Origin of the sequence: Agrobacterium sp. NPDC090273 (genome assembly GCF_044772305.1) — a bacterium.
Lineage (GTDB): Bacteria > Pseudomonadota > Alphaproteobacteria > Rhizobiales > Rhizobiaceae > Agrobacterium.
This window is the reverse complement of record NZ_JBIVYN010000003.1, coordinates 233,320-259,783: the sequence shown is the minus strand read 5'-3', so window position 1 is coordinate 259,783 and position 26,464 is coordinate 233,320. Positions and strand designations below refer to the sequence as shown.

Here is a 26,464-nt window from a genome sequence, read left to right as displayed (position 1 = left end):
CACAGATGGACACGACCACCTTCGACAAGACCAAAACAAAGATCGATGGCCCGATGCATGCGTCGCTGCGGCACGATTCCGCCCATAAGCATGTCACCGGCACCGCCGAATATATTGATGATATTCCAGAACCCGACGGTTTGATCCATGGCGCGCTTGGCATGGCCGACCGCGCCCACGCAGAAATCGTTTCGATGGATCTTTCCGAGGTCGAAGCGATGCCTGGCGTCATCTGGGTGATGACAGGCAAGGACGTACCGGGCGAAAATGACGTGTCCTCCGGTGGTCGCCACGATGAGCCGTTGCTCGCAGAAAAACTGGTCGAATTTCACGGCCAGCCGATCTTTGCTGTCTTTGCAGAAACCCGTGACATCGCCCGCAAGGCCGCCCGCAAGGCAAAGATTACCTACAAGGATCTGCCGCATTGGAGTGACATCGACGGCGCTTTGGAAAACGGTGAGCCGTTGGTGACACCGGGCATGGTCTTGCAACGTGGCGAAGCGAAAATCGAGATGGACGTTGCGCCACGCCGTCTGACCGGCACGATGCGCATTGGCGGGCAGGAACATTTCTACCTCGAAAGCCATATCGCCATGGCGGTTCCCGGCGAAGATGACGAGGTTACGGTGTGGAGCTCCACCCAGCACCCGAGCGAAATCCAGCATATCGTCAGCCACATTCTCCAGGTGCCATCAAATGCAGTGACCGTGCAGGTGCGTCGCATGGGTGGGGGCTTCGGCGGCAAGGAAACGCAAGGCAACCAGTTTGCGGCCCTTTGCGCAATTGCTGCCAAGAAGCTGAACAGGGCTGTCAAAATTCGTCCCGATCGCGACGAGGACATGACGGCAACCGGCAAACGCCATGACTTTCGGGTCGACTACGAGCTTGGCTTCGACGAGGAAGGCCGTATCCATGCGGTTGACGCCACCTATGCGGCGCGTTGTGGCTTCTCATCCGATCTGTCTGGTCCGGTGACCGACCGCGCCTTGTTCCATGCGGATTCGAGCTACTTCTACCCGCATGTGCATCTCGCGTCGAAGCCTCTGAAAACCCACACGGTTTCCAACACGGCGTTCCGCGGCTTCGGTGGCCCTCAGGGAATGGTCGGCGGCGAACGCTTCATCGAGGAGATCGCCTATGCGGTGGGCAAGGACCCGCTGGAAATCCGCAAGCTGAATTTCTATGGCGAACAGGGTTCCAACCGCACCTTGACCCCCTACCATCAGGAGGTCGAGGACAACGTCATCGCCCGGATCGTCGACGAACTGGAAGCCTCCGCCGATTATCAGGCCCGCCGACAGGCAATCATCGAGTTCAACAAGACAAGCCCGGTCATCCGCAAGGGCATTGCTCTGACGCCGGTAAAATTCGGCATCTCCTTCACCATGACGGCCTTTAACCAGGCTGGCGCGCTGGTTCATATCTACAATGATGGCTCGATCCATCTGAACCACGGCGGCACCGAAATGGGCCAGGGACTTTATACAAAGGTCGCACAGGTGGTCGCCGATGCATTCCAGGTCGATGTGGGTCGGGTGAAGATCACCGCGACCACCACCGGCAAGGTGCCGAATACCTCGGCAACCGCAGCGTCTTCCGGCTCCGATCTCAACGGCATGGCCGCCTACGATGCCGCGCGGCAGATCCGCGAGCGTCTGATCAAGTTTGCCGCCGAAAACTGGAACGTCTCGGAGGAAGATGTCGTTTTTCTGCCAAACCGGGTGCGGATCGGACAGGAAGAAATCGGCTTCAACGATTTCATCAAGAAGGCCTATTTCGCCCGCGTGCAGCTTTCTGCCGCCGGTTTTTACAAGACGCCGAAAATCCATTGGGATCGCGCTGCTGGACGGGGCACGCCGTTCTATTACTTCGCCTATGGCGCATCCTGTTCCGAAGTGTCGATCGACACGCTGACCGGTGAATACATGATGGAACGCACCGACATTCTGCACGATGTCGGCAAGTCGCTGAACCCGGCCATCGATATCGGTCAGGTGGAAGGCGCCTTTGTTCAGGGCATGGGCTGGTTGACGACCGAAGAATTGTGGTGGGACGCCAAGGGACGGCTACGCACCCACGCACCGTCGACCTACAAGATCCCGCTTGCCTCCGACCGGCCGAAAATCTTCAACGTGAAGCTCGCAGAATGGTCGGAAAATGCCGAGCCAACGATTGGCCGCTCCAAGGCTGTCGGCGAACCACCCTTCATGCTGGCGATCTCGGTTCTGGAGGCGCTGTCGATGGCCATTGCCTCCGTTGCCGACTATAAGGTCTGCCCGCGTCTTGATGCACCGGCAACACCGGAACGGGTTCTGATGGCGGTGGAACGGCTGAAGAAGGTGTGAGGGCAAGCAACAATGCCTGAAACGCGCCTTTCCCGTTTCCTTGCCAGTTCCGGTCCGGCCGTCCTCGTCGAAATAGAGGCCGTGAAAGGATCTTCGCCGCGTGCGGCAGGAACCTTCATGCTGGTGGCTGAAAACCTGCTTTGGGAAACCATCGGCGGCGGGCAGTTCGAATATATGGCAATCGACCATGCCCGCGCCATGCTGCGCAGCGGCGCGGTGGAAGACAGCATGGACATCCCGCTAGGCCCGGAAATCGGCCAATGCTGCGGTGGAAGGACATTGTTGCGTTTTCAGCGTGTGACCACAGGCATCGCCAATCAGCTCGAACAGAGGCTTATGCAGGAAGAACAGGCACAGCCCGCCGTCTTCATTTTTGGCGCCGGCCATGTCGGCAAGGCGCTCGCACAGACACTTTCACTTTTGCCGTTGGCCATCACGGTCGTGGAAACACGCCAGAACGAATTGCTGGGCCTGCCGGAAACGGCCGAAACCGTTCTCACGCCGATGCCGGAAGCCGCTGTCGCCACTATTCCCGAAAACGGTGCGGCGATCATCGTCACTCACGATCACGCTCTCGATTTCCTCATTGCCAAAGAGGCGCTTGCGCGTTCCGATCTTGCCTATGTCGGCATGATCGGTTCGAAGACCAAACGCGCTACCTTTGCACATTGGCTGGAGCGAGAGGGAGAACCGCCATCGAATCTTCAAAAGCTGGTCCTGCCAATCGGCGGCAGCAGCGTGAAGGACAAGCGCCCTGCTGTCATAGCGGCCCTTGTGGCAGCCGAGCTGCTGCACGCAATTTCCCTTGTCGGAAATCACTTCGAAAATAGCCACGTCCATCCCTGACACCGATATCGCGCTTGATATCATCCGACAGGCTTTCTTCTGCCAAATCATCTGGCTTGAAGCTTTCAAAGGTAAACCGTTCCAGTGCTCGCAGACCGGCGCGCACGCGGGTCCACGCATGCGAAAGATATCGCCGCATGTTCATCTCCATTCAGAAATTCAATTGATGACTGAGACGAAAGATGCTTTGTTTTTCATCGAAAAACAAATGAAACATCCATCTCATTGCATAAAGAGAACTTATCCATGAAGATGTCGCGCCAGTTCCCGCTGAACGCACTGAGAGTGTTCGAAGCCGCTGCCAGACATTTGAGTTTTACAAAGGCCGGCGATGAACTGGGCATGACGCAGACCGCCGTCAGCTACCAGATCAAACTTCTCGAAGAACACATTGGTGAACCACTGTTTGTGCGCAAGGCACGGCAGGTGATGCTTACGGAAACGGGACAGAAACTTGCGCCTAAAATTGCCGAAGGTTTCAGCATTTTGCGGGAGGCCGTAAACGGTGCGCGCGATACGGCTGACGAAACGTTGAGCATCCACTCGACGGCAACGTTCGCGTCACGCTGGCTTTCCAAACATCTGGGGTCGTTTCAACTCGAAAACCCGTCCATCGCCGTAAAACTGCAGACGTCGAGCGACCTTATCGACTTTGCTCGCTCGGATGCGGATGTTGCAATCCGCTGGAGCACAAGCGACAGCCCTGGCCTTGTTTATCACCGTTTGCTGAGAGGGGTTTTCAGCCCAATGCTACACCCGGCCTTGGCCGAGAGCGTGGGCGGCCTTCACGCGCCAGCGGATTTGCTGAAACTGCGGATCATCGATCCGGGCGATCTCTGGTGGGCAAAATGGTTTCGGGACGCCGGTGTTGAAAATCCTGATCTGGCACGGTACCCGCGAAGCCGCCTCAGCGTACAGGCCTTCGAGGCTGCCGCTGCCATTGCCGGTCAGGGTGTCGCCATGCTGACGCCTGAGCTTTACGCAGACGAGATTGCGCTTGGACGACTTTATCAACCCTTCGAGTACCTCAGCACCGAGGGCAAGGACTATTGGCTCGTTTATCCTGAAGGCAGGAAAAACCAGAGGAAAATAAGGTTGTTCCGCGACTGGATTTTAAAACGGATCGAAGAAGGCAGAACACCGCCAGGTCAAAAACCCATATCGGGCGCATAGAAACAGCGGGGCGTATCTTCGTTTGGATAGAGGCACAGATGATATTCCCCATCGTCCGAGCGGCGTGCCTCACGCTGCGACCAGTTGAAGACGTGGCGCTTGGTCACCAGCCTATGATCTCCCGGTCCAAGTGAGACCTCATAACCGTCAGGGGTAACGCGAACACTTCGGGTCGGGATCATCTGGCAATCCCCCCCTTCGGCATCGCCGTTGCAGCAATAGCTCTCATATTTGAAACCCTTGTGGGATTCATGAGCAAAAGCAGTGGCACTGAAAGCCAGTAGCAGAAAAGTCACTGTCAGAATAACGCGCATCGGCATAGTCTCCGTTGAAGAACAACGGCAGCAGCCGGAAAGTCATTGCGTCACTTCATTCAAAATCCAAACATTACAAGCAAAACCCGGACACAATGGTCTTCGGGACCTGCTTCACCCTGCCCTTGACTGCCCCCCGCCCCAGGGATTGCAGCTCCCGCTTTCGGCACACCACCAAGCGAAGCATGTATGGAAGCATTTTTTGGCTCCGCAGCCTTTTAGTGTAGCACATCACCGGGCTGCACATCCATTATTAGCTGAGTCGCGATAGCCGGCTAAGTGCAATCTGTGCGCCGCACAAGATCATCGCCCTATGTGACGGCGGCGCATCAGCAGCGATGCCTTCGGCGGCCGATGTTGTGGACACAAACGCTCCATATTGTGAACAATCGTCGCGACTGCTCTGCTTTTTTCTTCCCTCTCCGGCAATTTTCTCGCAATGTGCACTGCACAGGATCAGGGGAACAGAATGTACGAATACGCCATTGCCTGGGAATGGATGGCTTTTGCCGTCCGCTGGCTTCATGTGATCACCGCAATCGCCTGGATAGGCTCATCCTTTTATTTCATTGCGCTCGATCTCGGACTGGTCAAACGCGCCCACCTTCCGCCCGGTGCTTACGGCGAAGAGTGGCAGGTCCATGGCGGCGGTTTCTACCATATCCAGAAATATCTGGTCGCCCCTGCGCAGATGCCGGAACACCTGACCTGGTTCAAATGGGAAAGCTATGCCACATGGCTTTCCGGCTTTGCCATGCTCTGCATCGTTTATTACGGCGGTGCGGACCTTTTCCTTATCGACCATTCGGTGCTGGCACTCACCCAGTTTCAGGCAATCTGTCTTTCGCTTGCCTCGCTGGCGATCGGCTGGCTGTTTTACGACTTTCTCTGCAAGTCACCGCTGGGCAACAACACCTGGGGCCTGATGATCGTGCTCTATGTTGCGCTGGTGGCGATGGCGTGGGGTTATACGCAGGTCTTTACCGGCCGCGCCGCGTTCCTGCATCTTGGCGCCTTCACCGCCACCATCATGTCGGCCAACGTTTTTTTCATCATCATTCCCAACCAGAAGATCGTCGTGGCCGACCTGATTGCCGGCCGCACACCCGATCCCAAATACGGTCGGATCGCCAAGCAGCGTTCGTTGCACAACAACTACCTGACGCTGCCGGTCATTTTCTTCATGCTGTCAAACCACTACCCATTGGCCTTCGCCACTGAGTTCAACTGGATTATCGCGGCACTGGTGTTCCTGATGGGGGTTACTATCCGTCACTGGTTCAACACCACCCATGCCCGCAAGGGCAAGCCGACATGGACCTGGCTTCTGACAGCGATCATCTTCATCGTCATCATGTGGCTATCGACGGTTCCGAAAATTCTGACTGGAGAGCAGGAGGAAAAAGCCGCCACCCTGTCTCCTGTCCAGCAGCGCTTCGTCAGTGATGCGCATTTTGCGACGGCGCGCGATGTGGTGCAGGGACGCTGTTCCATGTGCCATGCGGCGGAGCCGGTCTGGGAAGGCGTACCCTTCACACCAAAATCGGTGAAGCTTGAAACCGATGCGCAAATCGCCGCCCATGCACGTGAAATCTATTTGCAAGCCGGCCGAAGCCATGCCATGCCGCCCGGCAACATCACCGCCATCACTCCCGAAGAACGCAAGGTGCTTACCGCCTGGTATGAAAGCGCCGTGTCCGGGGGTGGAAATGCCGAAGGAAAAACAGAATGAGCATGCTTCTGCTGCGTGGCCGCCTGCTGAGCTTTAACCGTGCCCCGCTCTCCATCGATGATCATCAAAGTTATCTCTATATCGAAGATGGTGGCCTGCTTGTCGAGGACGGCAAGATCGCAGCGATCGGCGACTACGCCGATATCCGTAAAAAAGCACCGGAAGACGTCGCGGAGAAAGATCACCGACCTCATCTGATCATGCCCGGCCTGATCGACATGCACCTGCATTTCCCGCAGATGCAGGTTATCGGTTCCTACGCCGCCAATCTTCTCGAATGGCTGAACACCTATACGTTCCCGGAGGAATGCCGTTTCGTCGAAAGTGCGCATGCCCAGCGCATCGCCACGCATTTTTACGATGAACTGGTTCGCCACGGCACCACCACTGCCGTCGCTTACTGCTCCGTACACAAGACCTCCGCCGACGCCTATTTTGCCGAAGCCATGAAGCGCAACATGCTGATGGTTGGCGGCAAGGTGATGATGGATCGCAACGCGCCGCAAGGGCTACTCGATACGCCGGAAACCTCCTACGACGAAACACGGCAGGTCATCGCGGATTGGCACGGCAAGGGCCGTAACCACGTTGCCATCACACCACGTTTCGCCATCACTTCCACGCCCAGGCAGATGGAAGCCGCGCAAGCGCTGGCACGCGAATTTCCCGATCTCTTCATCCAGACCCACCTGTCCGAAAATCTGGACGAGATCAAATACACCTGTGAGCTTTACCCCGAAGCGACCGACTATACTGACATTTACGTCCGCTACGGTCTGATGGGTAAGAAGACCCTGCTCGGTCACGCCATCCACCTGTCCGAACGCGAGGCAGACGTGTTGTCGGATACGGGTGCGGTTGCAGTGCATTGCCCGACGTCCAATCTGTTTATCGGCTCCGGCCTGTTTCCGATGAAGAAACTTCAGCGGCGCGAGAAGCCGGTCCGCATTGCCGTGGCGACCGACATTGGTGGCGGCTCCAGCTACTCGATGCTGCGCACCATGGATGAAGCCTACAAGATCCAGCAGTTTCTGGGCGAGCGCCTCAATCCGCTGGAAAGCTGGCACCTGATGACGCGCGGTAATGCCGAAGCGCTGTCGATGGTTGACCGTATCGGCACGCTGGATGCGGGCACAGACGCCGATATCACCGTTCTCAATGCATCCTCCACCCCTGCCATGGCGCTGAAAATGGAAGTGGTGAAAAGCCTGACGGAAGAGCTGTTCCTGATGCTGACCATGGGTGACGACCGCACTGTGGTGGAAACCTATGTGGCAGGTGAAGCAATGAAAAGCGCGCTCGCATAATTCGGTCACGGCCGAAACATCGCGTCGCCATAACCTGTATATCGGCCCCGAAGAACCAACTCTGTAAGGGAAGTCTCCGTGGTCGATCTGCAAACCGGTAGTCTTGTTGCGATATTTGCGATCTTCACGATTGCAGGGATCGTCAAGGGTGTGACGGGCATGGGTTTGCCGACTGTCGCCATGGGCATGCTTGGTTTTTTCATGTCTCCCGTGGCTGCCGCCGGCATGCTCATTCTGCCATCCTTCATCACCAATATCTGGCAACTTCTGTCGGGACCGCATCTGAAGGCCACTCTCTTGCGGCTGTGGCCCATGATGATTGCCATCGTCGCCGGTACGCTGATCGGCATCCGATTGATGACGGGCGGCGCGGCAGTCTGGACGACTTCGGCGCTTGGCGCAGCACTCGCCACATATGCCGCTTTCAGCCTGCTCGCCCGTCCCTTCTCTCTTCCCTGTGCTCTGGAAAAATGGCTCTCCGCACCGGTCGGCTTCATCACCGGTCTCTTGACGGGCGGTACCGGCGTTTTCGTCGTTCCGGCCGTGCCATACATACAGTCGCTGGGTTTCCAGCGTGACGATCTCGTGCAGGCGCTCGGCCTGTCATTCACGGTTTCCACGATGGCGCTGGCGCTTGGCCTTGCCTCCCAATCGGTGCTCCAGACACAGGAACTCACCATCTCGGCACTCGCCGTTATACCGGCTCTCCTGGGGATGTGGGCAGGTCAGAAAATCCGTCATATTGTCAGCCCGACGACGTTTCGACGCTGGTTTCTGATATGTCTGCTCATTCTGGGATGCGAACTGTTTTTACGGGCATTCTGGCTCTGAAAACGACGACGATTTCGATGTCACAATCCAGAAATTCGTGATATTTGAAGCCAACATTCAAATGTGAAGGCTTTATCCATGGGCAAAATCCTCACCATTGCAGACCTGAAGAAGAAGGCGCAACGCCGTGTTCCGAAGATGTTTTTCGACTATGCCGACAGCGGCGCATGGACGGAAAGCACCTACCGCGCCAATGAAGAGGACTTCCAGAAGATCAAGCTTCGCCAGCGCGTGCTGGTCGATATGACAGACCGCTCCCTGGCAACGGAAATGATCGGCCAGAAGGTCTCTATGCCTGTTGCCCTTTCACCCACCGGCCTCACGGGCATGCAGCACGCCGATGGTGAAATGCTGGCCGCCAAGGCTGCAGAAGAATTTGGCGTACCTTTCACGCTGTCCACCATGAGCATCTGCTCCATCGAGGATGTTGCCTCTGTCACCTCGAAACCATTCTGGTTCCAGCTTTACGTGATGAAGGACCGCGACTTCATCAACAACCTGATCGATCGCGCCAAGGCCGCCAAGTGCTCGGCGCTGGTCTTGACACTCGACCTGCAAATCCTTGGCCAGCGCCACAAGGATTTGCGCAACGGCCTGTCAGCTCCGCCGAAATTCACGCCGAAACACATCTGGCAGATGGCGACGCGCCCGCAATGGTGCCTGGACATGCTGCAAACCAAACGCCGCAGCTTCGGCAACATCGTTGGACATGCCAAGAACGTCTCCGACCTGTCCTCGCTATCGTCCTGGACAGCAGAACAATTCGATCCGCGTCTATCCTGGAAGGATGTCGAATGGATCAAGGAACGCTGGGGTGGCAAGCTGATCCTCAAGGGCATCCTGGATGAAGAAGACGCGCGTGCAGCCGTAGGCACAGGCGCGGATGCGATCATCGTCTCGAACCATGGCGGTCGTCAGCTCGATGGAGCCCATTCTTCAATCGCCATGTTGCCGAAGATCGTCGATGCGGTCGGTGACCAGATCGAAGTCCATATCGATGGCGGCATTCGCTCCGGCCAGGACGTGCTGAAGTCGATCGCCCTGGGCGCCAAGGGCACCTACATCGGTCGCCCCTTCCTTTATGGGCTGGGTGCCGGTGGCAAACAGGGTGTCACAACGGCCCTCGAAATCATCCGTAAGGAGATGGACATCAGCATGGCCCTCTGCGGCAAACGGCTGATCACCGATGTGGACCGCAGCATCCTGGCATAACGTGACCGGGCGGGGAAACCAGCCCTTAATGTCCGACCGTCTTTGAGAACACGTTCACGACCACGACCCCGGCGATAATCAGGCTAAGACCGATCACGGCCGGCAGATCCAGCGTCTGCCGGAACACGAAATAGCCGATGGCCGAAATCAGGACGATGCCGAGACCGCTCCAGATCGCGTAGGCAACGCCGACCGGCAGGGTGCGCAGCGTGATCGACAGCAGATAAAAAGCCGCACCATAGAACAATGCCATCAGGAGCGTCGGCAACAGCCTGGTAAACTGCTGCGATTGCTGCAGGAAAGACGTCGCGATGACCTCGCAGACTATGGCCGCGACAAGCGCTCCGTAGGTCAACATCACCGCATTCATCGTCCTTTTCCCTTTTCCGTTTGCGTAATCAGCAATGCATGAAGTGCGGCGCGATCATCGCCTGCCCCACCATCATCGGCCAGCAGGTCGGCAAGCCAGACGCCATCGGCAGCAAGCCGAACAGCTTCAAGCTGGGGCGTGTTATCCGTGTCTTTGTGACGGACAAGACGCTCTGCAAGCCATGTCGACCACATGCTCCGTAGCGACGGTTCTCCAATCATCGAAACCGAGATTGCCGCCCATTGTTTGCCCGAATCGCGCTCTCGATCGGCGAAAACCGCGTTCACATAGGCACGCGTGAAGCACCCGTGAGCTTCACAATCCTGTGAGACCAACCCATCTATTTCCGCGTCCAGCGCCGTCAAAAGGTCGGCCATCACCGCTTCGAGCAGGACCTGCTTGGAGGCGAAGTGATGAAACAATCCGCCCTTCGTCACACCCGCCGCATCAGCAACGGCCTGGATGGAAATCGCCGAAACCCCTTGATCGGCAGCAAGTTTCGCTGCGCAATCGAGAAGATTGCGACGAACGAGTTCGGGCTGCTTCTTTCGCTCATGTGCATTTGTCATGGCAAAAAACATACCGGATGGACGGTTTCTTTTCAAGGGGACAAGAGGTTCGCCTCATTGGCGGAAATTCATACTTAATTAAGCATGAAAGCTATCTCTAAAGTTTTAGCGGTTTTGTTGCCGGAATGTGTCAGTAAAAATGCGCCGGAAACAGGCTTTCAGGCGGCCAACAGATTTGAAGGGGCGGAAAATGTCGGGAACGATCAAACGGGGAATGGCGGGAGCATGGGTTTTCGCACTCGCCTTCTTTTGCGCGATCCTCTCTTTGCAGGCAAAGCCGGCTATGGCCGGTTATGCGCACTTCATCATGGACGCAAACACCGGCAAGGTGTTGGCCTCGCGCAATGCGGATGTCCTCAACCACCCTGCCTCTCTCACGAAGATGATGACGCTCTACATGACTTTCGAGGCGCTGCACAACGGCCGCCTGAGATGGGATCAGCGCATCACCATGTCAAAACACGGCGCGGCCGCTGTTCCCTCGAAACTGTGGGTCAAGGCTGGCACCACCTTCACCGTGCGCGAAGCCGTTTATGGCATGATCGTAAAGTCCGCGAATGACATGGCGGAGGGCATGGGCGATCACCTGGGCGGATCTGAAGCGAAGTTTGCGCAGATGATGACCCGCAAGGCCCGCCAATTGGGTATGTCGAAAACCGTGTTCCGCAATGCGTCCGGCCTGCCAAGCAAAACGCAGGTCACCACCGCGCGCGATATGGCCAAACTCGGCCTCGCCCTTCAGCGGGACTTCCCTAGAGAATATCGGCTTTTCGCCACCCAGTCTTTCAAGTTCCGCGGCCAGACCATCCGGGGGCATAATCGTCTTCTGGCAAGCTACAGAGGCGTAGACGGCATCAAAACGGGTTACACAAACGCCTCCGGCTTCAACCTGGTCAGTGCCGTCAATCACAATGGCCGTAGCGTCGTTGGCGTCGTGCTTGGCGGCAAGACGGCCCGTAGCCGCGATGCGCAGATGGCCGCGCTGCTGGACAAGGCTGTACCGCAGGCCTCGCGCGGTCGCGCCACCGAACAGCTCGTTGCCAGCGCCAGCGTCAGCCGCACCTTCGATGTGCCACCGGCGACTGTACCTCTGCCGATGTTTGCAGAGCGCCGCCAAGACCCCGTCGCCATGCAGATTGCCACGGCAAACAGCCAGATGGCCGACATGATGCAAGTGTCTGCCATTCCGACACCGGCCTCCCAACGCAGCCGCTGGGAAGTTCAGATTGCAGCAACGGACTCAGAATCTGCTGCGCGCTCGCTGCTGGCCAACGCGCAAAGCAACATTGCGGGAAGCCACACAGGCATTGCCCCCTACACCGAGGCTGTTCAAAGCGGATCGGCAACGCTTTACCGCGCCCGTTTCACCGGGTTCGAGGATCAGTCCTCCGCAGTTTCGGCCTGCAAGGCATTGAAGGCGCAGTCCTACTCCTGCGTGGTGATGACGAGCGAGGGCTAAAGGGTCAGGTCTTCAGCCAGCCGGTGGCCAGGGCATTGGCGAGATAGCCAATGCCGTTTGCCCGCGCCATTTCAGCCATGGCAAGATTGTCGTATCGCACCTGCCGGAAATGCGCCTGCCAGCCTCTGTGCGTCTTTTCCAGAACGGCGTAGCTCGCAAGCGGATGACCGGCCTCGACATGATGATCGAACGGCGCGTTGTCTCTCCAGCCGGGGCAGCCGACACTGCCGGGGTTAACGATCAGTCGGCCATCTGAAAGCTGAACCATGCGCTGAATATGCGTATGGCCGCACAACATCAGCGGCTCGGAAATACCCTCTGCCATGGCCTCGATTTCGGCCAGAGGCCGAAGCTTCAGCACCCCTTCCGGCGAAAGTGTCTCAAGCCAGTATTCGAGATCGTCACGCGGCGACCCATGACAGCAATAGGCAACGTCCTGAAACACCAGACTGAACGGCAAGGTCCGCAACCAGTCCAGATGCGCTTCCGTCAGTTGCGCATAAGCGGGCTTCTCCCAGCTCCCCATCTCGTCCGGTGCACGATCTATCAATTCCCGATCATGATTGCCCCGAACCGAGGGTATCCACTTGCGAAGCAGAAGATCGCCCGTAAAACCGGCTTCCAGCGGACCGCTGAAGCAATCGCCAAGATTGACGATATCGCTGATGCCCTGTTTGGCGATATCCTCAAGCACGGCCTCCAGCGCCGCGCAGTTTCCGTGGATGTCGGCGATGGCGGCAAAGATCATGACACTTAACTTCCGCGGTAGGTCGAATAGCTGAAGGGTGAAAGCAGGAGCGGCACGTGATAGTGCCCGCTTTCGTCGGCAATACCGAAACGGATCGGAATGACGTCCAGAAAGGCTGGTTCTGGCAAGACAATACCTTTGGTGCGTAAATAGTCGCCGGCATGGAAGATGAGTTCGTATTGCCCTTTTTTGAAGTTGTCGCCAATCAGCAGCGGTCCACCATCGACGCGCCCGTCACTGTTGGTCGTCACCGTTTTCAGCTTCTCGCGTGTTTCACCATCAAGCCGATAAAGATCGATTTGCAGGCCTTCTGCGGGTGTGCCGTGGGCCGCATCGAGAACATGGGTTGTCAAACCGGTCATAGGGCAGGCTCCGCGATCATGTAGGGTTCGTCGAAAAAATACTCTTCCAGATTGTTACCCGGCCCATCACGATCGGCAACGAGAAAATCCGACACGGCCTGCAACGGCATCAAGGGATAATGCCACGTATTGCGCCGGTAATTCACACCCTGATCGCCACGCGCCATAAACACCTGAGGTTCGCCAGGACGTCCGCCCTCGTCTTCTGCCACCACAACCAGAAACGACCGACCGGAAAGCGGCGAAAAACTCTGGCTGCCAAGCGGATGCCGCTCCATCATCTCGATGGCATGCGGAAACCGACGCGGCTGGCCGCGGAAGATATTGAGAACAATATGCGCGCCCTCCCCGGCGGCTTCTGGTGCCGCAAGCGCATGATGTCTCTCGGTCTGGCCACCATTGATAAGCCGCATCGAGGATGGGGTTGGTTCGATGACATCGCCGAACGACGCGAATGCCTCTTTGGTCAGGGGGCGGATTTCCAGGAAATCAGTCAAACGTCATTCACCTTGTGTATGCCAGTCGCGGATGAGATCGAGTTGGTCGAGCAGTTCAGGAATGCTGACAGAGGCCGTACGCCACAACAGGGGGAGTTCGGCGCGATAGTGATCGTACGCAATCAGATTTTTCATTGCCCTGATCTTGGACCACGCAATCTCCGGGTGGTCGCTGACGAATGCCGGATAGAGTGTATCTATCCTTGAGGCCGCTTCGCCGATCAGCGCAAGTGCCATCATGGTCGCCATCTGGGTTCGTTCGTCGGCATTGAATTCCTGCTCGTTGATGCCGCGCAGAAAAAGCCGAGACTTGTTGGCCGCCAGCCGCATATCATCGAGATAGGATAAAAGACCATCCTCTTTCATATCGGTCCGCCCCTTCAAGCACTCGGCAACATCGAGGACAGACGCAGCCAGGCGATTTTCTCGACCTGCGCGGTGGCAGTCGAAAATTCATCCTCCGGGCTGTTGTCGATGCGGTTTTCGAAGGCTGAAAGGATATCCTGTCTGTTCAGACCCTTGACCGCAATGATGAAGGGAAACCCGAATTTCTGTGTGTAAGCAGAATTGAGTGCCGTGAAGCGCGCATGCTCTTCAGGCGACAAACGGTCCAGCCCCGCCCCAGCCTGCTCGTTGCGGCTATCCTCCGTCAACTCGCCAGCAATCGCGAGCTTGCCGGCAAGATCGGGATGAGCACGCAATACACCGAGCCTCTCTGGCTCCGACGCTGCGCGAAACTGTGTGCAAAGCGCATCGTGGACCACCTTTGCCGTCAACTGTTCGGAAATCGCTCCGGCGTCAAACGCACGCTCGGCAATGAAGGGCGAATGTTCGAACACGCCGCCGAAGCGGGTTACAAAGTCCTGCCGCACGATCATGATGCAGTGCCTGGCTTGTGGTGTTCGTGCCAATGGCGAGCGATATCGATGCGCTGCGGAATCCAGACCTTTTCATGCCCCAGCACATATTCAATGAAGCGCCGCAGCGCCGCAGCACGGCCAGGCCGCCCAACGAGACGGCAATGCAGACCGACGCTCAGCATCTTCGGCGAACCTTCGACACCCTCTTGATAGAGAACATCAAAGGCATCCTTCAGATAGGTGAAGAACTGATCACCGGAATTGAAACCCTGCGGCGTCGCAAACCGCATGTCATTGGTCTCAAGCGTGTAAGGAATGATCAGGAAAGGATCGTCTTTAGCTCCTTCAACCCAATAAGGCAGATCGTCGGCATAGCTGTCAGACGAATAGAGGAAACCACCCTCTTCCATGACCAGCCGCAAGGTATTGTCAGATGGTTTGCCTTGATACATGCCGTAAGGGCGTTCGCCCGTCAGCTCCGTATGCAGGCGAACGGCCTCCTGAATATGCTTGCGCTCTTCCTCTTCCGAGAAGTCCTTGTATTCCAGCCAGCGATAACCGTGGCTGGCGATCTCCCATCCAGCTTCCTGCATCGCAGCAACCGCTTCCGGGTTGCGCGCCATCGCGGACGTCACACCGTAGACAGTCGTTGTGACGCCGAGGCTGGTGAACATGCGCCACAGACGCCAGAAACCTGCCCGTGACCCGTATTCATAGATCGATTCCATGTTGAGGTTGCGCTGACCCTGCCAGGGTTGCGCACCGACAATCTCTGACAAGAGCGATTCCGATGCCTTGTCGTTATCGAGAATGCAGCTTTCGCCGCCCTCTTCGTAGTTGATAACGAACTGTACGGCGATACGGGCGCCGCCCGGCCATTTCGGATCTGGCGCGTTGCGGCCATAGCCGATGAGATTGCGCGGGTAATTATCGGAGATCATTCAGCCACCTTGCAAATAAGACGCTGAACGGTAGCATTCACGCTTGGAATGTCGAGAGCAATTTTGCCGACATTCCGATGCTTTTTTGTGTACGATTTCGCGGATTAGGCGTCAGGCAATCCTGCGAGCGGAGACCCGACCCATAGGATGCAAGGAATGAACACGGAAAGGAGCGCCGGGTTCGTCCTCGATGAACAGGGCCAGATTGGCAAACGGCATGGGCCGCGCCAGTAACGGCTCGAACACCGTTTTGACGGCACGCTCGATCCGCGAATAATTCACCGGTTCAACGCTGCCCGTCAGCGTCATCTGGAACCGGAATTCATCCATAACATGTGGACTGCCCCAACGATAAAGGTTGGTAAGCTGCGCTGCGGAAAGCCTTTCCGGATTCGCACGCTCGATCTCGGCGTCACCGATGGGCGCGCGGTAACGATCGAATTCCTGAACGACACTCGCGGCAAGAAAATGCAGGACGTCACATGGCCGCTCGGGCACCAGGCTGAACACATTCTCGAGTTTGGCCACAACGAGCTGCGGCAACACGAATGGCTCCTGCTTGCCGGAAAACCGCATAAGATCGCGCAACAGCGACGCTTCTGAGTGCCCCTCGGCCAGACGGAACGGCGCCTTGATCGTGCCGTGGAACCCATAACGTCGTGGCAAAGCCGTGTGATAGGAAATATCCGGCATGGCGAGATCGATCATTCCGGGCGGTTCAACCGCCCGACCGGAATAAACGTCACGACCAAGCCACGCGGCAGCAGCCTGCGTTAACGGATCGTTGGGAGACGGCGTAAAATGAATGGCGTATCGCATGCGCTTATCACCTCGCCGGACATGCGGCTAAACGGGCCTTGTTGCTGGCCAGCAGTTAAGTGATTTGCGTAACAGATTGACGACGCGAAGCGCGTAAATCAGGATTTACTGAAATTCTCTTGCGCAAGACGCAGGTGCTCACCCAACAGAAAACTGGGCGGCAAAGTGGACGTTTGCCCGCAAACCTCCGCCAAAGCAGCATCGGCGAGACGATGGGCAAGGCCGAAACTGACCTTGAAGCCACCCGCAAGCGCGACGATGCGCGGCATTTCGGGCACGCTACCAACCATAGGGTCACGCCCGATTGCCTTCGGCCGCAGACCGGCCCATCGTTCGATCACCGCAGCATTTTCAAGCGAAGGAACGAGCGTTTTTGCTTTCGAAACGAGAAGATCGAGTCTCTCGTCAGTCGTAAAGGGCGCCTCGAAGAAATCTTCGCTGGTGCTGCCGACCGCGACAGTTCCGTCCTCATGCGGCACGACATAAAGGCCGTTGAGAAAAATGACCGGCATTTCAGGGTCACATCGCGCATCGAGAAGAGCTGCCTGCCCTTTGACAGGTTGTCCAAGAGCCAGACCGTTTGGCTGGCCAAAAGCATCACGGATCATTGAAAAGGCGTGATGACCATTTGCAACAATCGCGTGGCCGAAATGAACCTCATGCCCGGAGGACAAGGTTACCCTTCCCTGCGTCGCATCGAGAGACAGGACGCTGCATTTTTCTGCCGCGTGAACATGCCGGGCTTTTCTGATGGCGCTCGACAAAACACCCGTCAGAGCGCGCGGCGCCACGCGACCTGCCAAAGTGTCAAATACGAAACCTGCCTCGCCGGCGGCATGATCCACCCAGGCTTCACCGCGGGCAGGCACATCCGTGACATGCCAGTGAAATTGCCGATCAGCGGTTTTCCAGTTGTCTTCAGCATCCCGTTCGTGACGCTCGGCAATGCCTCGCAAATGCGGTTTTGGCAGAGGAATGATACGACCGCATCGACGGTATCCGGCCGACAATCCGGTCTCGCTTTCAAGCCGTGCGACTTCGGTTTCGAGGTCGATAAGCGCGTCGAACTGAAACTGCTTCTTGTCGGACCAGCGATCCGGCATGTGCGGCATCAATGCGCCAAGTAAACCGCCACTCGCGCCGCTTCCGAACGCTGCTGCATCGACAAGCAGCGTATCGATGCCCATTCGCTCCGCTTTGACGGCCGCCCAAAGCCCCATAATTCCGCCACCGACAATCAGCAGCGACACTGAAGCCGGTAATCTTGGCGATTGACGGTGATCGAAAGCAGGACTATCGGCTTCTCTCATGACACATTCCGAGGACAATCCGGCTTCCGCTACCGGCCATACAGCGCTCGACTGGCGCGACGGGGATATGCCCTATTCCCTGGCCTTTGGCGACCATTTTTATTGCCAGACCGATGGCAGGCTCGAATGCGGCCACGTTTTTCTGGCCGGCAACGGCCTGCCTGAACGTTGGCTCGGAAGCACTGAAACCTTCCGTATTGGCGAACTTGGATTTGGCACCGGCCTCAACCTCTGCGAGACTTGGCGGCAATGGAAGCTGACGCGCGACGGTAGCAGAAAACTGCATTTCATGTCCTTCGAACTTTATCCGATGAAGGGCGAAGAGTTGGACCGTGCGCTATCGAGATGGCCGGAAGTCGACGCCGAACGCCAAGGCCTTGTTGCCCGCTGGCCGGATGAACCGAAAGGTTTCGTCGAGATCGAACTCGACGAAACAACGCACCTGACCGTCGTCTGCGGCGATGCCCTGAAGGGTATTTCGGCACGCCACGAGATCTTCGATGCCTGGTTTCTGGACGGTTTCGCCCCTTCAAGAAACCCTGACATGTGGTCGCTGGAAATCATGCAGGCGCTTTTTGACAAGACCCGGCAAGGGGGCAGCTTTGCGACCTATGCCGCAGCAGGCTTCGTGCGACGAAATCTTCAGGCCGTCGGTTTTGATATCGAACGCCGCAAGGGCTTTGCCGGCAAGCGTGAGATGCTCTGTGGCATAAAGATGGGGTAAGGCAATCGTCCTTGGCTGCAAGATGCCTATTGAGTGGAGCCCTTGGGTTTGTCCTGACGTGGCGCGTTACTATCGAGCCACTGGGCGACCTTGCCTTCCAGTATTTCCGGACTGATCGGCTTCGATAAGTAATCGTCCATACCGGCTGCAAAACACAGGTCGCGATCGGCATCGAGTGCGTGCGCTGTGACGCCGATGATGGGAACATGCCGGCCATCGCCGAAAACCCGCTCCTCTGCCCGGATTGCTTGCGTGGCCTGATGGCCATTCATTACGGGCATAGAAACGTCCATCAGAATGACAGCAGGGTTAAACTCCTGCCATGCCTGTACAGCCTTCTTGCCATTGTTAACGATGCGAAACCGCAAGCCGGTCTGCTGAAGTATCTGTGTGAAGACGATCTGATTGACGTCATTGTCTTCTGCGACAAGCACGTCAAGCAGGCACGGCCGCCCCCGCTCTGCAGGCGCGGGCATGACGACCTCATTCCGATCGGCTTTCTTCGTATTGTCTTCGCGCGGTCTCTCCACGCTTTGCGCTGAACCGTCAGAGCGTCCAGCGTGCTGGCCGCGTTTCAGCCGCACATCGCGCACAACGTCGAACAGCGTCGAACGCAAAAGCCTTGCGCGCGCAGGCTTCATCAGATGCGCCTGCACATTGAGATCGGTGAACAGGCTTTCGTCGCCAACAACATCCATGGACGTCAGGAAAACGATGGCGATGTTGTCGAAACGGCAATCGGAACGTATGCGCTCGACAACATCCAGCCCGTTCATGACTGGCATATGATAGTCCAGGATGATGGCGTCGATATCAAAGCCGATGGCAGAGGCCTCATGCAGAATGGCAAGACCGGCAGCCCCGCTTTCAGCGGCATAGCCATCCACGCCCCACGTATGCAGTTGTTCGGTCAATATGCGGCGATTGACGTCATTGTCATCGATCACAAGTACGCGGACGTCATCGATCGAAACCGTATGAGCGGATACATCGTCACGCCGCTCGGTGACCTGGAACGGGATGCTGACGGTGAAGGTCGACCCTTGTCCCACGCGGCTGTCGACGTGAATGGCGCCATCGAAAAGCCCGACAAGTCCCACCGTGATTGCCAGTCCAAGGCCCGTACCCTCATGCCTGCGTGTCGCCGAACTGTCGACCTGGCTGAACTTGTCGAAAATCGTTTCCAGCTTGTCGGAAGGGATGCCGATACCGCTGTCCTCGACACGCAGCGTCAAAATCGCCTCTGAAGCCTCGGCCGACTGGGCTGACAGTTCGACCAGCACATGGCCGGTCTCGGTGAACTTGATCGCATTGCCAACAAGGTTGGTAACGATCTGTCGAAACCGACCGGCGTCGCCGATAACCCTGCCGCGCACGGACGGGTCGATACGGACGACCAGTTCTATGTCCTTGTCCAGTGCCGCCGAAGACAAGAGTGACACGACGTCTTCCAATGCCTCCACCGCATCGAAAGGCACATTGCGCAATTTCATCTGCCCAGCCTCGATCTTGGAAAAATCGAGGATGTCGTTGATGATCGTCAGCAGGGCATTGCCGGATTTGACAATAATGTCCGTGAAGGTTTTCTGGCGCGTATCCAGATTGGATTTTGCCAAAAGTTCGGCCATGCCGAGTACGCCATTCATTGGCGTTCGGATCTCGTGGCTCATATTGGCAAGAAATTCGGACTTGGCACGGTCGGCAGCTTCGGCGCGTGACAGCAGACGCTCCAGTTCGGCTTCGCGCACCTTCATTTCGGTGACGTCAGTTACGATAACCAGCCAATAGGCTCCAGAACTGTTGGTCGCCTCCAGATTGAGCCACGACTTGCCGGCAACATGGATAAGCCAGGAAAACGGAATGTTGGCAGCGATGCTGTCTTTCCAGGCACGAAGCGTTGCCGCCGCCTCGTCGGCGGTGCCAAAGTCACCACGCTTTGCACAATAAGCAAAGAAACCTGACCAGTTCCGTCCCTTTTCCAGCAGTTCTGGCGGGACATCGAACATCGCCGCCATCGCCTCGTTGGACATGATGATCGTGCCTTGCTCGACAAGAACAAGGCCCTGCGCCATGGCCCGCGTTGCGCCCTGCATATATTCGCCGACGCGCTCGAGATCGGCTTTTGTCTTGGTGATTTCCGCATCGCGCAATCGCACTTCCGTCACATCGGCGTAGGTGCTGAGAACCTTGCCACCGCTCAGGCGGGTTTTGGAGATGACCGTCATCCTGCCATTTTTGCTGCGGACCTCACGCGGCGCAGAAAACTCTTCGTTCAGAAGGCGCGCAACGCGTTGCTCATAAAGCTCTTCAAACGAAAGGTCGCCGTAGTCGTAGAGACCACTCTTGAAATTGCACTCCATGAAATAACGGTAGCTCTTGCCGACAAGCTCTCCGGCCTCCCCCACCCCACCCCACAGGTCGTAGAAGCACGAATTGGCATATTCGATGATGAGGTCTGCATTGATGAGCAGAACGCCTACCGGCAAGGCATGGAGAATGGCCTCAAGCTGGCGGTGCAACTCTTCAGCGTGGTTTTGCGCCGCAATCAGGTCGTTTTCACGCGTTTTCAGAACGCTGACATCGGTGATAGAACCGACAAGATAATGTTCGTCGTCCGGTGTAGAGACTCTTCCGAGCCGCGTGATGACTGGCACGGAGCCACCATCCGGCAGGGGTACGCTTTCAGCCTTCTCGATTGCCCCACCCGTTACCAGAATCTCTTCGTTTTCACGATGAAACTGATCTCCGGCTCCGGGAAACATCTCGCTTGCGGTCTTGCCGATATATCGGGCGAGATTGCCGCCCACGAACTTTTCATAGGCAGCATTGGCAAATGTCAGCCGACGCTGGTCGTCGCGAAGGAAAACCGCGACGGGCAATTGTTCCAGCGCCTCACGCAACAGCCAGGTTTCACGGATATGTTTGCTGAGAAGCGCTTCGTGCGACTTGAACTCGGTGACGTCGATACGCAGGCCAACCAGCATGCCGTTTTCGAGCCGTCTGTTGACAACGCGCACCCATCGCCCGTCGCAAATCTGCTCGACCGCTTCCGAATGCGCCAAGGAAAGCTCGCGCAGCCTTGCATCGACCCAGGCGCGCATATCAGGCTCATCACAAGCCGGTCCATAGCCCGTTTCCATGCAGGCGCGATAACAGGACTCCAGCGAACTCTCGAGTGTCAGCCCGGCCGCCAGTTCAACATCAAGCTCGCTATAGAATTCCGCAAACCGGGCATTGCAATAGACAAGTCGATCGTCGCGGTCGTAGATAACGATCCCGGCGTCGATCAGATCGATCACCCCACTGTCCAGCAACAGATCCGCAGCAGTGCTCTTGCTGAACGGGGTTTCCGGCTCGAAAGCCGGCATGACCTCGAACACTTCGAACAGATAAAAACTTCCGTCGTCGCCGGTGAAGCGCTCGCAACGAGCGTCATAACCTCCCTGTACACTGCGCCCGAAACAGGAAACCACTTCCTCGGTGGCAAATACCACAGATCGGCGTTCCTTGTCTTCGCGGTCAGCACTTGGTGCGCTATTGGACAGTGATGATGTTGTTCGGCCCGCGAGCTGCTCGACCGTCGACCCCATGAAACGGCCGTATGCTGCATTCACGACGACATAACGCAGTTCGCTGTCCTTGATGCATGCGGGCAAATCCAGAGCTTCGACCGCCCTGCACGCTTTTTCCAGCAACCCGCCGCCCTCGGTCATACGATATTCCACGCCGCGCAGATCCATCCCGTCGAATCAAATAGTTCAGGACAATTTCCCGTAGAACGTTAGGGGAGAAACCAACCCTTTGCTATGTACTTGAGAGAACAACAACCAATTGTTAACGACAATTGTCTGATTGCTGCCCAAATCTGGCACATACGCACGCGAGTTCACGCCCGAATCACCGCCGCGACATATCAGCCATGCGTTGTCCGAAGGCCCGTTTTCGAAACTATTGCTTGACTTTGCAGTGCAAAACGCCCACATGCCCGGTTGAGCTTTCACCTTCGGCAGCCGCGTGAGCTGCAGCGGACCAAAGATATTCCAACGCATGAAGGAAAAGCGCAACCGATACAGAAGACGGCATTTGCCGCACTGATGCGCAGAGAGTTATTCCAACCCACAAGTTCCCAATTCACGCGGGGTTCTTGACGCCGAAACCACCGGACAGCAGCAACTGTTCCGGTCGATTTTGTTTTGGCGCCCCGAAAGGCGATACTATTGACCAGTTTTAACGAACTCGGCCTCTCCGAAAAGATTGTGGCTAGCGTTACCCAGCTTGGCTACACGACCCCCACGCCCATTCAGGCAAAGGCCATTCCGCTGCTTCTCGAAGGCCGCGATCTGATCGGCCTCGCGCAGACCGGCACCGGCAAGACAGCCGCATTCGGCCTTCCCATCATCGAAATGCTGCTGAAAAATGCAGACCGCCCGGCAAACCGCACGGCCCGTACGCTGATCCTTGCTCCGACACGCGAGCTGGTAAACCAGATCGGCGAGAACCTTCGTTCCTTTGTCCGCAAGACCCCTTTGCGCATCAACCAGGTCGTTGGCGGCGCATCGATCAACAAACAGCAGCTCCAGCTTGAAAAAGGCAGCGATATTCTCGTTGCCACGCCCGGCCGCCTGCTGGACCTGATCGCGCGCAACGCAATCTCGCTGTCGAAGGTCACCTACCTTGTCCTCGACGAGGCGGACCAGATGCTCGATCTCGGCTTCATTCACGATCTGCGCAAGATTTCGAAGATGGTTCCGGCCAAGCGTCAGACGCTGCTGTTTTCGGCAACCATGCCCAAGACCATCGCTGATCTCGCTCACAGCTACCTGACCGATCCGGTCAAGGTCGAAGTGACGCCGCCCGGCAAGGCTGCCGACAAGGTCGAGCAGTACGTACACTTCGTTGCTGGCAAGAACGACAAGACTGAACTTCTGAAGAAGTCGCTGACCGAGAACCCGGACGGTCGTGCCATCGTCTTCCTGCGCACCAAGCACGGCGCAGAGAAGCTTTCGAAGCACCTGGAGCATGTCGGCTACAAAGTTGCCTCCATCCACGGCAACAAGAGCCAGGGCCAGCGTGAGCGCGCCCTGAAGGGCTTCAAGGACGGCGAAATCAAGGTTCTGGTAGCAACCGACGTTGCTGCCCGCGGCATCGATATTCCTGCCGTGACCCACGTCTTCAATTATGACCTGCCGGAAGTTCCTGACGCTTACGTGCACCGCATCGGCCGTACCGCCCGTGCCGGTCGTGATGGTATTGCCATCGCGTTCTGCGCACCGGATGAAACCCGTCTGCTGCACGACATCGAAAAGCTGATGAAGATCGAAATTCCGGTCGCATCGGGTGAACGTCCTGCAGGGCTGGCAAGCCCGTCGCGCGGCAACAACAACAATCGCGGCCGCAACAACGGCGGCCAGCGCGGTCCCCGCGAAGGTGGACGTCACAACGGAGAATCCCGTCCGTCCCGCCACCATGGACACCGCGAGCACGAAGCCGACAACGATCTCGAAGTCACGTCGGATTTCAAGCGCGTGAAGCAGGCTGAAGGTGAAGCCGGCCGTCCTGCCGGTCCGCGCAAGCATCGCCGTCCGGCTCGCAAGCCTGGTACGAACCGCCACGCTCCGGCTGGCGGCAACGCGCCCGAGAAGCGCGCATCCGGCAACGGCAATCGCGGTCGCAACCGCTAAAGCGTTTCTGGCACATTGACACAAAACTCGGACCCCGCAGGTGCAAGCCTGCGGGGTTTTCTTTGCCTAGCCACTCTGGGCAGCCGCACGCCGACGCTGCGGTAACGTCATGGCGAGGACCCCGATGATGACGCAGACAAGCCCGATCCACATGGCGGGAGTTGGGACCTCACCGAGAAACAGCATGCCAATACCGACACCCACCGGAACTCGCAGATAGGCCTGAGACGTTGTCCCGACCGACCCCAGCGTCTGCATGAGCCGAAAGTAAATCATGAAGGCGAGTGCGGTCGAAAAGACACTCAGGCACAACAATGCTGCAATCGAGGCGTTGGACGGCGACAGCGTCCATGGTCGATCAACGACGACGCTTGCGGGCAGCAGAATGATTGCACCGCAGATCAGCGACCCCGCAGCCGGCATGATTGGATTCAATCCCCTGAAATTCTTCCCGAAAATAGCCGCGCAAGCATAGGAAAAGGCGGCTGCCAGAATGGCAAACTGGCCCCACAGCATCTCACCCGTACCATTGAGTGCTTCAAGGCCGATAATGAGGCATACGCCGGTCATACCGGCGATGGTTCCAAACAGCTTGCGCCCGCTCACCAACTCATGCCGGACGACAAGAGCGGTGAGAAGAAAGGTGAAGATGGGTGTTGTCGCATTGAGAATAACGGCAAGACCGGCATCGATATGCTGCTCGGCCCAGGCGATCAACGTGAAAGGCAACACGCTGTTGATACAGGCCTGAACCAGAAAAAGCCGCCAGGTCGCCGTGTCGGTGGGGAGGCGCAGGCCACGCAATCGCATGATCGTCAGCAGCAAAAGGCCGGCAATCAGCGTGCGTGCGGCAATCAACGTCAAAGGCGGAATGGTTTCCACGCCAATTTTGATAAACGTATAGGAGGAAGCCCAAAGTGCTGACAAACACGCCAGCAGCAGGAGTTCTCTCGCAATATTGGTCTGTGTCGTCACGGATCGGTCTTTCATAGGCGATGAGGTCAGGCCATCTCTAACGCAAAAAACACATCAAAGCTTCGGTCGCCACCGAAGCTTTGCCTGCAAAGAAAAAAGGCCCTGCATGGTCATCACCATGCAGGGCCTCAGGCAAATATGGAACTGCTAAAGCTGGAGATCAGCGGCGTTCGTCGACCGACAGGGCTCCAGCGCCAGCAAAAACCAGATACAGGAAGATGAAGCAGAACAGGATTGCGCCATCGCCACCGTTGAGAGCCGGGAAAAAGCTCTTCGGTGCATGGGCCATGAAATAGGCAACAGCCATCTGGCCGGAGAGAATGAAGGCAACCGGCCGCGTGAAGAAACCAACCAGGATCAGCAGACCGCCGATCAGTTCGAGCAGAGCGGCAACAAGCAGCATCGGCGGCAGCGAGCCTTCCATCTGCGATGCCGGAAAGCCGAACAGCTTTTGTGTACCGTGTTCGATGAAAAGCAGCGCAGCGATGATGCGAAGGGCTGCAAGCGCGTAAGGTCTATAACGAGACAGGTTGTCGAAAGAGGCCATTTCCAGATGCTCCGTTGATTTGGTGCCGCGCTCGATACAGCGCCTGAAACCGGTTATGGATACACGTATCACACACCGGAAATCACGTTTTCGATATTGTAGCATCCCTTTATATATGGAAATGGGGGATTTTCTACAGTGAGTTGTTTTTTATACGGAAAACAGAGATTTCACACTTACATATCAACCGCTGGTCTAGCCGAAGACTGAGTCAGAAAATTCGAGAAATTTTCGGCCTGAACCTCCGTTTCAGACGAAATCGAGCGGCACTCCTTCAAACGCCTTCACTTCCTTCAGTACGAAGGTGGTCTGCATTTCCTTGATTCCCGGCAGGCGTCGCACCACGGACATCGCAAAATCGGCGTAACTGTCCAGATCCGGCGCCACGACCTGCATCAGAAAATCCGCGTCGCCGGCAATGCTGTAACACGCCACAACTTGCGGAAGCGCTGCAACCTGCCGGGAGAAGAGCTCGGCCTCCTCCTCATTGTGGCTGTCGATCTTGACCCGGATGAATGCAAGGACACCAAGGCCGACCTGTCTCCGGTCTATACGTGCGGAATACCCTTGTATGACGCCCGTTTCCTCCAGTTGGCGCACGCGCCGCCAGCAGGGTGAAGCGGAAAGTCCGACCTCGTCGGCCAAGGCCTGATTGGTAAGCCGGCCGTCATCCTGCAGCGAAGACAGAATTCGAACATCGACCGGTTCAAGCTTCGAATTTGGCATAACCTACCTCACACTGAAACAACGGAGGCAGAATCTACCAAATTTAGGCATCGAAGACCAGAAAAAGGCAGGTTCGTCCACTCAAGCACGATTATCTTCCGAAACACATCAGGAAG

General features: G+C 57.0%; 25 protein-coding genes. 10 read left to right on the top strand and 15 right to left on the bottom strand.

Going from position 1 to position 26,464, the window contains the following annotated elements; genetic code table 11:
- Positions 1 to 5 precede the first annotated feature (5 nt).
- The 3 genes from xdhB to ACIQT8_RS10520 all read left to right on the top strand — a co-directional run bounded on the left by xdhB (position 6) and on the right by ACIQT8_RS10520 (position 4,364).
- Positions 6 to 2,345, top strand: a complete 2,340-nt coding sequence (gene xdhB / locus ACIQT8_RS10530) for a xanthine dehydrogenase molybdopterin binding subunit (protein WP_400965004.1) — start codon at positions 6 to 8, stop codon at positions 2,343 to 2,345.
- A 12-nt stretch (positions 2,346 to 2,357) separates the two neighbouring features.
- A complete protein-coding gene (gene xdhC / locus ACIQT8_RS10525; RefSeq protein ID WP_400965003.1) occupies positions 2,358 to 3,191 on the top strand; it encodes a xanthine dehydrogenase accessory protein XdhC in 834 nt (277 codons plus the stop codon).
- Between the two features lie 246 nt (positions 3,192 to 3,437).
- Positions 3,438 to 4,364, top strand: coding sequence for a LysR substrate-binding domain-containing protein (locus ACIQT8_RS10520; RefSeq protein ID WP_400965002.1), 927 nt, complete (start codon positions 3,438 to 3,440; stop codon positions 4,362 to 4,364).
- On the opposite strand, the gene ACIQT8_RS10515 is transcribed toward ACIQT8_RS10520, so the two are convergent.
- Complete coding sequence (locus ACIQT8_RS10515; protein ID WP_178340857.1) at positions 4,340 to 4,678, bottom strand: hypothetical protein; 339 nt, start codon at positions 4,676 to 4,678, stop codon at positions 4,340 to 4,342. The genes ACIQT8_RS10520 and ACIQT8_RS10515 overlap by 25 nt on opposite strands.
- 469 nt (positions 4,679 to 5,147) lie before the next feature.
- On the opposite strand from ACIQT8_RS10515, the gene puuD reads away from it, so the two are divergent.
- From puuD to ACIQT8_RS10495, 4 genes are all read left to right on the top strand, one after another.
- Entirely contained in the window at positions 5,148 to 6,410 is a 1,263-nt protein-coding gene (gene puuD, locus ACIQT8_RS10510; RefSeq protein ID WP_138791162.1) for a urate hydroxylase PuuD, read from the top strand.
- Complete coding sequence (guaD, locus tag ACIQT8_RS10505; protein WP_400965001.1) at positions 6,407 to 7,717, top strand: guanine deaminase; 1,311 nt, start codon at positions 6,407 to 6,409, stop codon at positions 7,715 to 7,717. The genes puuD and guaD overlap by 4 nt, the downstream gene beginning before the upstream one ends.
- Before the next feature lie 78 nt (positions 7,718 to 7,795).
- Entirely contained in the window at positions 7,796 to 8,548 is a 753-nt protein-coding gene (locus ACIQT8_RS10500) for a sulfite exporter TauE/SafE family protein (protein ID WP_400965000.1), read from the top strand.
- A gap of 78 nt (positions 8,549 to 8,626) precedes the next feature.
- A complete protein-coding gene (locus ACIQT8_RS10495; RefSeq protein WP_178340858.1) occupies positions 8,627 to 9,760 on the top strand; it encodes an alpha-hydroxy acid oxidase in 1,134 nt (377 codons plus the stop codon).
- Between the two features lie 25 nt (positions 9,761 to 9,785).
- On the opposite strand, the gene ACIQT8_RS10490 is transcribed toward ACIQT8_RS10495, so the two are convergent.
- A complete protein-coding gene (locus ACIQT8_RS10490; protein ID WP_138791166.1) occupies positions 9,786 to 10,130 on the bottom strand; it encodes a multidrug efflux SMR transporter in 345 nt (114 codons plus the stop codon).
- Positions 10,127 to 10,711, bottom strand: a complete 585-nt coding sequence (locus tag ACIQT8_RS10485; protein ID WP_400965410.1) for a TetR/AcrR family transcriptional regulator — start codon at positions 10,709 to 10,711, stop codon at positions 10,127 to 10,129. Before ACIQT8_RS10485 ends, ACIQT8_RS10490 begins: the two co-directional genes overlap by 4 nt.
- 202 nt (positions 10,712 to 10,913) lie before the next feature.
- On the opposite strand from ACIQT8_RS10485, the gene ACIQT8_RS10480 reads away from it, so the two are divergent.
- Positions 10,914 to 12,158 (top strand): serine hydrolase, encoded by a 1,245-nt coding sequence (locus ACIQT8_RS10480; protein WP_400965408.1) that lies wholly within the window; start codon positions 10,914 to 10,916, stop codon positions 12,156 to 12,158.
- Between the two features lie 4 nt (positions 12,159 to 12,162).
- Here ACIQT8_RS10480 and ACIQT8_RS10475 read toward each other — a convergent pair whose 3' ends face one another.
- The 8 genes from ACIQT8_RS10475 to ACIQT8_RS10440 all read right to left on the bottom strand — a co-directional run bounded on the left by ACIQT8_RS10475 (position 12,163) and on the right by ACIQT8_RS10440 (position 17,695).
- Complete coding sequence (locus ACIQT8_RS10475) at positions 12,163 to 12,906, bottom strand: metallophosphoesterase family protein (RefSeq protein ID WP_400964999.1); 744 nt, start codon at positions 12,904 to 12,906, stop codon at positions 12,163 to 12,165.
- Between the two features lie 5 nt (positions 12,907 to 12,911).
- On the bottom strand, positions 12,912 to 13,268 hold the full coding sequence (gene uraH, locus ACIQT8_RS10470; protein WP_400964998.1) for a hydroxyisourate hydrolase: 357 nt from the start codon (positions 13,266 to 13,268) through the stop codon (positions 12,912 to 12,914).
- Positions 13,265 to 13,765: an ureidoglycolate lyase gene (locus tag ACIQT8_RS10465; protein ID WP_400964997.1), complete on the bottom strand. Its 501-nt coding sequence runs from the start codon at positions 13,763 to 13,765 to the stop codon at positions 13,265 to 13,267. Before ACIQT8_RS10465 ends, uraH begins: the two co-directional genes overlap by 4 nt.
- Positions 13,766 to 13,768: 3 nt before the next feature.
- Complete coding sequence (locus ACIQT8_RS10460) at positions 13,769 to 14,131, bottom strand: DUF86 domain-containing protein (RefSeq protein ID WP_400964996.1); 363 nt, start codon at positions 14,129 to 14,131, stop codon at positions 13,769 to 13,771.
- A gap of 14 nt (positions 14,132 to 14,145) precedes the next feature.
- Positions 14,146 to 14,643, bottom strand: a complete 498-nt coding sequence (gene uraD / locus ACIQT8_RS10455; RefSeq protein ID WP_400964995.1) for a 2-oxo-4-hydroxy-4-carboxy-5-ureidoimidazoline decarboxylase — start codon at positions 14,641 to 14,643, stop codon at positions 14,146 to 14,148.
- Complete coding sequence (puuE, locus tag ACIQT8_RS10450; protein ID WP_262523157.1) at positions 14,640 to 15,566, bottom strand: allantoinase PuuE; 927 nt, start codon at positions 15,564 to 15,566, stop codon at positions 14,640 to 14,642. The genes uraD and puuE overlap by 4 nt, the downstream gene beginning before the upstream one ends.
- Before the next feature lie 111 nt (positions 15,567 to 15,677).
- Positions 15,678 to 16,385, bottom strand: coding sequence for a DUF1045 domain-containing protein (locus ACIQT8_RS10445; RefSeq protein ID WP_400964994.1), 708 nt, complete (start codon positions 16,383 to 16,385; stop codon positions 15,678 to 15,680).
- Positions 16,386 to 16,483: 98 nt separating this feature from the next.
- Entirely contained in the window at positions 16,484 to 17,695 is a 1,212-nt protein-coding gene (locus tag ACIQT8_RS10440) for an NAD(P)/FAD-dependent oxidoreductase (RefSeq protein WP_400964993.1), read from the bottom strand.
- On the opposite strand from ACIQT8_RS10440, the gene mnmD reads away from it, so the two are divergent.
- Entirely contained in the window at positions 17,694 to 18,419 is a 726-nt protein-coding gene (gene mnmD / locus ACIQT8_RS10435; protein ID WP_400964992.1) for a tRNA (5-methylaminomethyl-2-thiouridine)(34)-methyltransferase MnmD, read from the top strand. The two genes, ACIQT8_RS10440 and mnmD, sit on opposite strands and share 2 nt — an antisense overlap.
- Before the next feature lie 26 nt (positions 18,420 to 18,445).
- On the opposite strand, the gene ACIQT8_RS10430 is transcribed toward mnmD, so the two are convergent.
- On the bottom strand, positions 18,446 to 22,132 hold the full coding sequence (locus tag ACIQT8_RS10430) for a response regulator (protein WP_400964991.1): 3,687 nt from the start codon (positions 22,130 to 22,132) through the stop codon (positions 18,446 to 18,448).
- A 504-nt stretch (positions 22,133 to 22,636) separates the two neighbouring features.
- Between ACIQT8_RS10430 and ACIQT8_RS10425 the strand changes: the two genes are divergently transcribed.
- Entirely contained in the window at positions 22,637 to 24,100 is a 1,464-nt protein-coding gene (locus ACIQT8_RS10425) for a DEAD/DEAH box helicase (RefSeq protein ID WP_138791179.1), read from the top strand.
- A gap of 66 nt (positions 24,101 to 24,166) precedes the next feature.
- Here ACIQT8_RS10425 and ACIQT8_RS10420 read toward each other — a convergent pair whose 3' ends face one another.
- From ACIQT8_RS10420 to ACIQT8_RS10410, 3 genes are all read right to left on the bottom strand, one after another.
- Positions 24,167 to 25,075 (bottom strand): DMT family transporter, encoded by a 909-nt coding sequence (locus ACIQT8_RS10420; protein WP_400964990.1) that lies wholly within the window; start codon positions 25,073 to 25,075, stop codon positions 24,167 to 24,169.
- Between the two features lie 160 nt (positions 25,076 to 25,235).
- Complete coding sequence (locus tag ACIQT8_RS10415; RefSeq protein WP_178340859.1) at positions 25,236 to 25,622, bottom strand: DoxX family protein; 387 nt, start codon at positions 25,620 to 25,622, stop codon at positions 25,236 to 25,238.
- Between the two features lie 249 nt (positions 25,623 to 25,871).
- On the bottom strand, positions 25,872 to 26,348 hold the full coding sequence (locus ACIQT8_RS10410; RefSeq protein WP_138791181.1) for an Lrp/AsnC family transcriptional regulator: 477 nt from the start codon (positions 26,346 to 26,348) through the stop codon (positions 25,872 to 25,874).
- Positions 26,349 to 26,464 lie beyond the last annotated feature (116 nt).

Coding starts and splice junctions, on each gene's coding strand:
- xdhB (WP_400965004.1), top strand. CDS start 6: ATGGACACGACCACCTTCGACAAGACCAAAACAAAGATCGATGGCCCG.
- xdhC (WP_400965003.1), top strand. CDS start 2,358: ATGCCTGAAACGCGCCTTTCCCGTTTCCTTGCCAGTTCCGGTCCGGCC.
- ACIQT8_RS10520 (WP_400965002.1), top strand. CDS start 3,438: ATGAAGATGTCGCGCCAGTTCCCGCTGAACGCACTGAGAGTGTTCGAA.
- ACIQT8_RS10515 (WP_178340857.1), bottom strand. CDS start 4,678: ATGCGCGTTATTCTGACAGTGACTTTTCTGCTACTGGCTTTCAGTGCC.
- puuD (WP_138791162.1), top strand. CDS start 5,148: ATGTACGAATACGCCATTGCCTGGGAATGGATGGCTTTTGCCGTCCGC.
- guaD (WP_400965001.1), top strand. CDS start 6,407: ATGAGCATGCTTCTGCTGCGTGGCCGCCTGCTGAGCTTTAACCGTGCC.
- ACIQT8_RS10495 (WP_178340858.1), top strand. CDS start 8,627: ATGGGCAAAATCCTCACCATTGCAGACCTGAAGAAGAAGGCGCAACGC.
- ACIQT8_RS10490 (WP_138791166.1), bottom strand. CDS start 10,130: ATGAATGCGGTGATGTTGACCTACGGAGCGCTTGTCGCGGCCATAGTC.
- ACIQT8_RS10485 (WP_400965410.1), bottom strand. CDS start 10,711: ATGTTTTTTGCCATGACAAATGCACATGAGCGAAAGAAGCAGCCCGAA.
- ACIQT8_RS10480 (WP_400965408.1), top strand. CDS start 10,914: ATGGCGGGAGCATGGGTTTTCGCACTCGCCTTCTTTTGCGCGATCCTC.
- ACIQT8_RS10475 (WP_400964999.1), bottom strand. CDS start 12,906: ATGATCTTTGCCGCCATCGCCGACATCCACGGAAACTGCGCGGCGCTG.
- uraH (WP_400964998.1), bottom strand. CDS start 13,268: ATGACCGGTTTGACAACCCATGTTCTCGATGCGGCCCACGGCACACCC.
- ACIQT8_RS10460 (WP_400964996.1), bottom strand. CDS start 14,131: ATGAAAGAGGATGGTCTTTTATCCTATCTCGATGATATGCGGCTGGCG.
- uraD (WP_400964995.1), bottom strand. CDS start 14,643: ATGATCGTGCGGCAGGACTTTGTAACCCGCTTCGGCGGCGTGTTCGAA.
- puuE (WP_262523157.1), bottom strand. CDS start 15,566: ATGATCTCCGATAATTACCCGCGCAATCTCATCGGCTATGGCCGCAAC.
- ACIQT8_RS10445 (WP_400964994.1), bottom strand. CDS start 16,385: ATGCGATACGCCATTCATTTTACGCCGTCTCCCAACGATCCGTTAACG.
- mnmD (WP_400964992.1), top strand. CDS start 17,694: ATGACACATTCCGAGGACAATCCGGCTTCCGCTACCGGCCATACAGCG.
- ACIQT8_RS10440 (WP_400964993.1), bottom strand. CDS start 17,695: ATGAGAGAAGCCGATAGTCCTGCTTTCGATCACCGTCAATCGCCAAGA.
- ACIQT8_RS10430 (WP_400964991.1), bottom strand. CDS start 22,132: ATGACCGAGGGCGGCGGGTTGCTGGAAAAAGCGTGCAGGGCGGTCGAA.
- ACIQT8_RS10415 (WP_178340859.1), bottom strand. CDS start 25,622: ATGGCCTCTTTCGACAACCTGTCTCGTTATAGACCTTACGCGCTTGCA.
- ACIQT8_RS10410 (WP_138791181.1), bottom strand. CDS start 26,348: ATGCCAAATTCGAAGCTTGAACCGGTCGATGTTCGAATTCTGTCTTCG.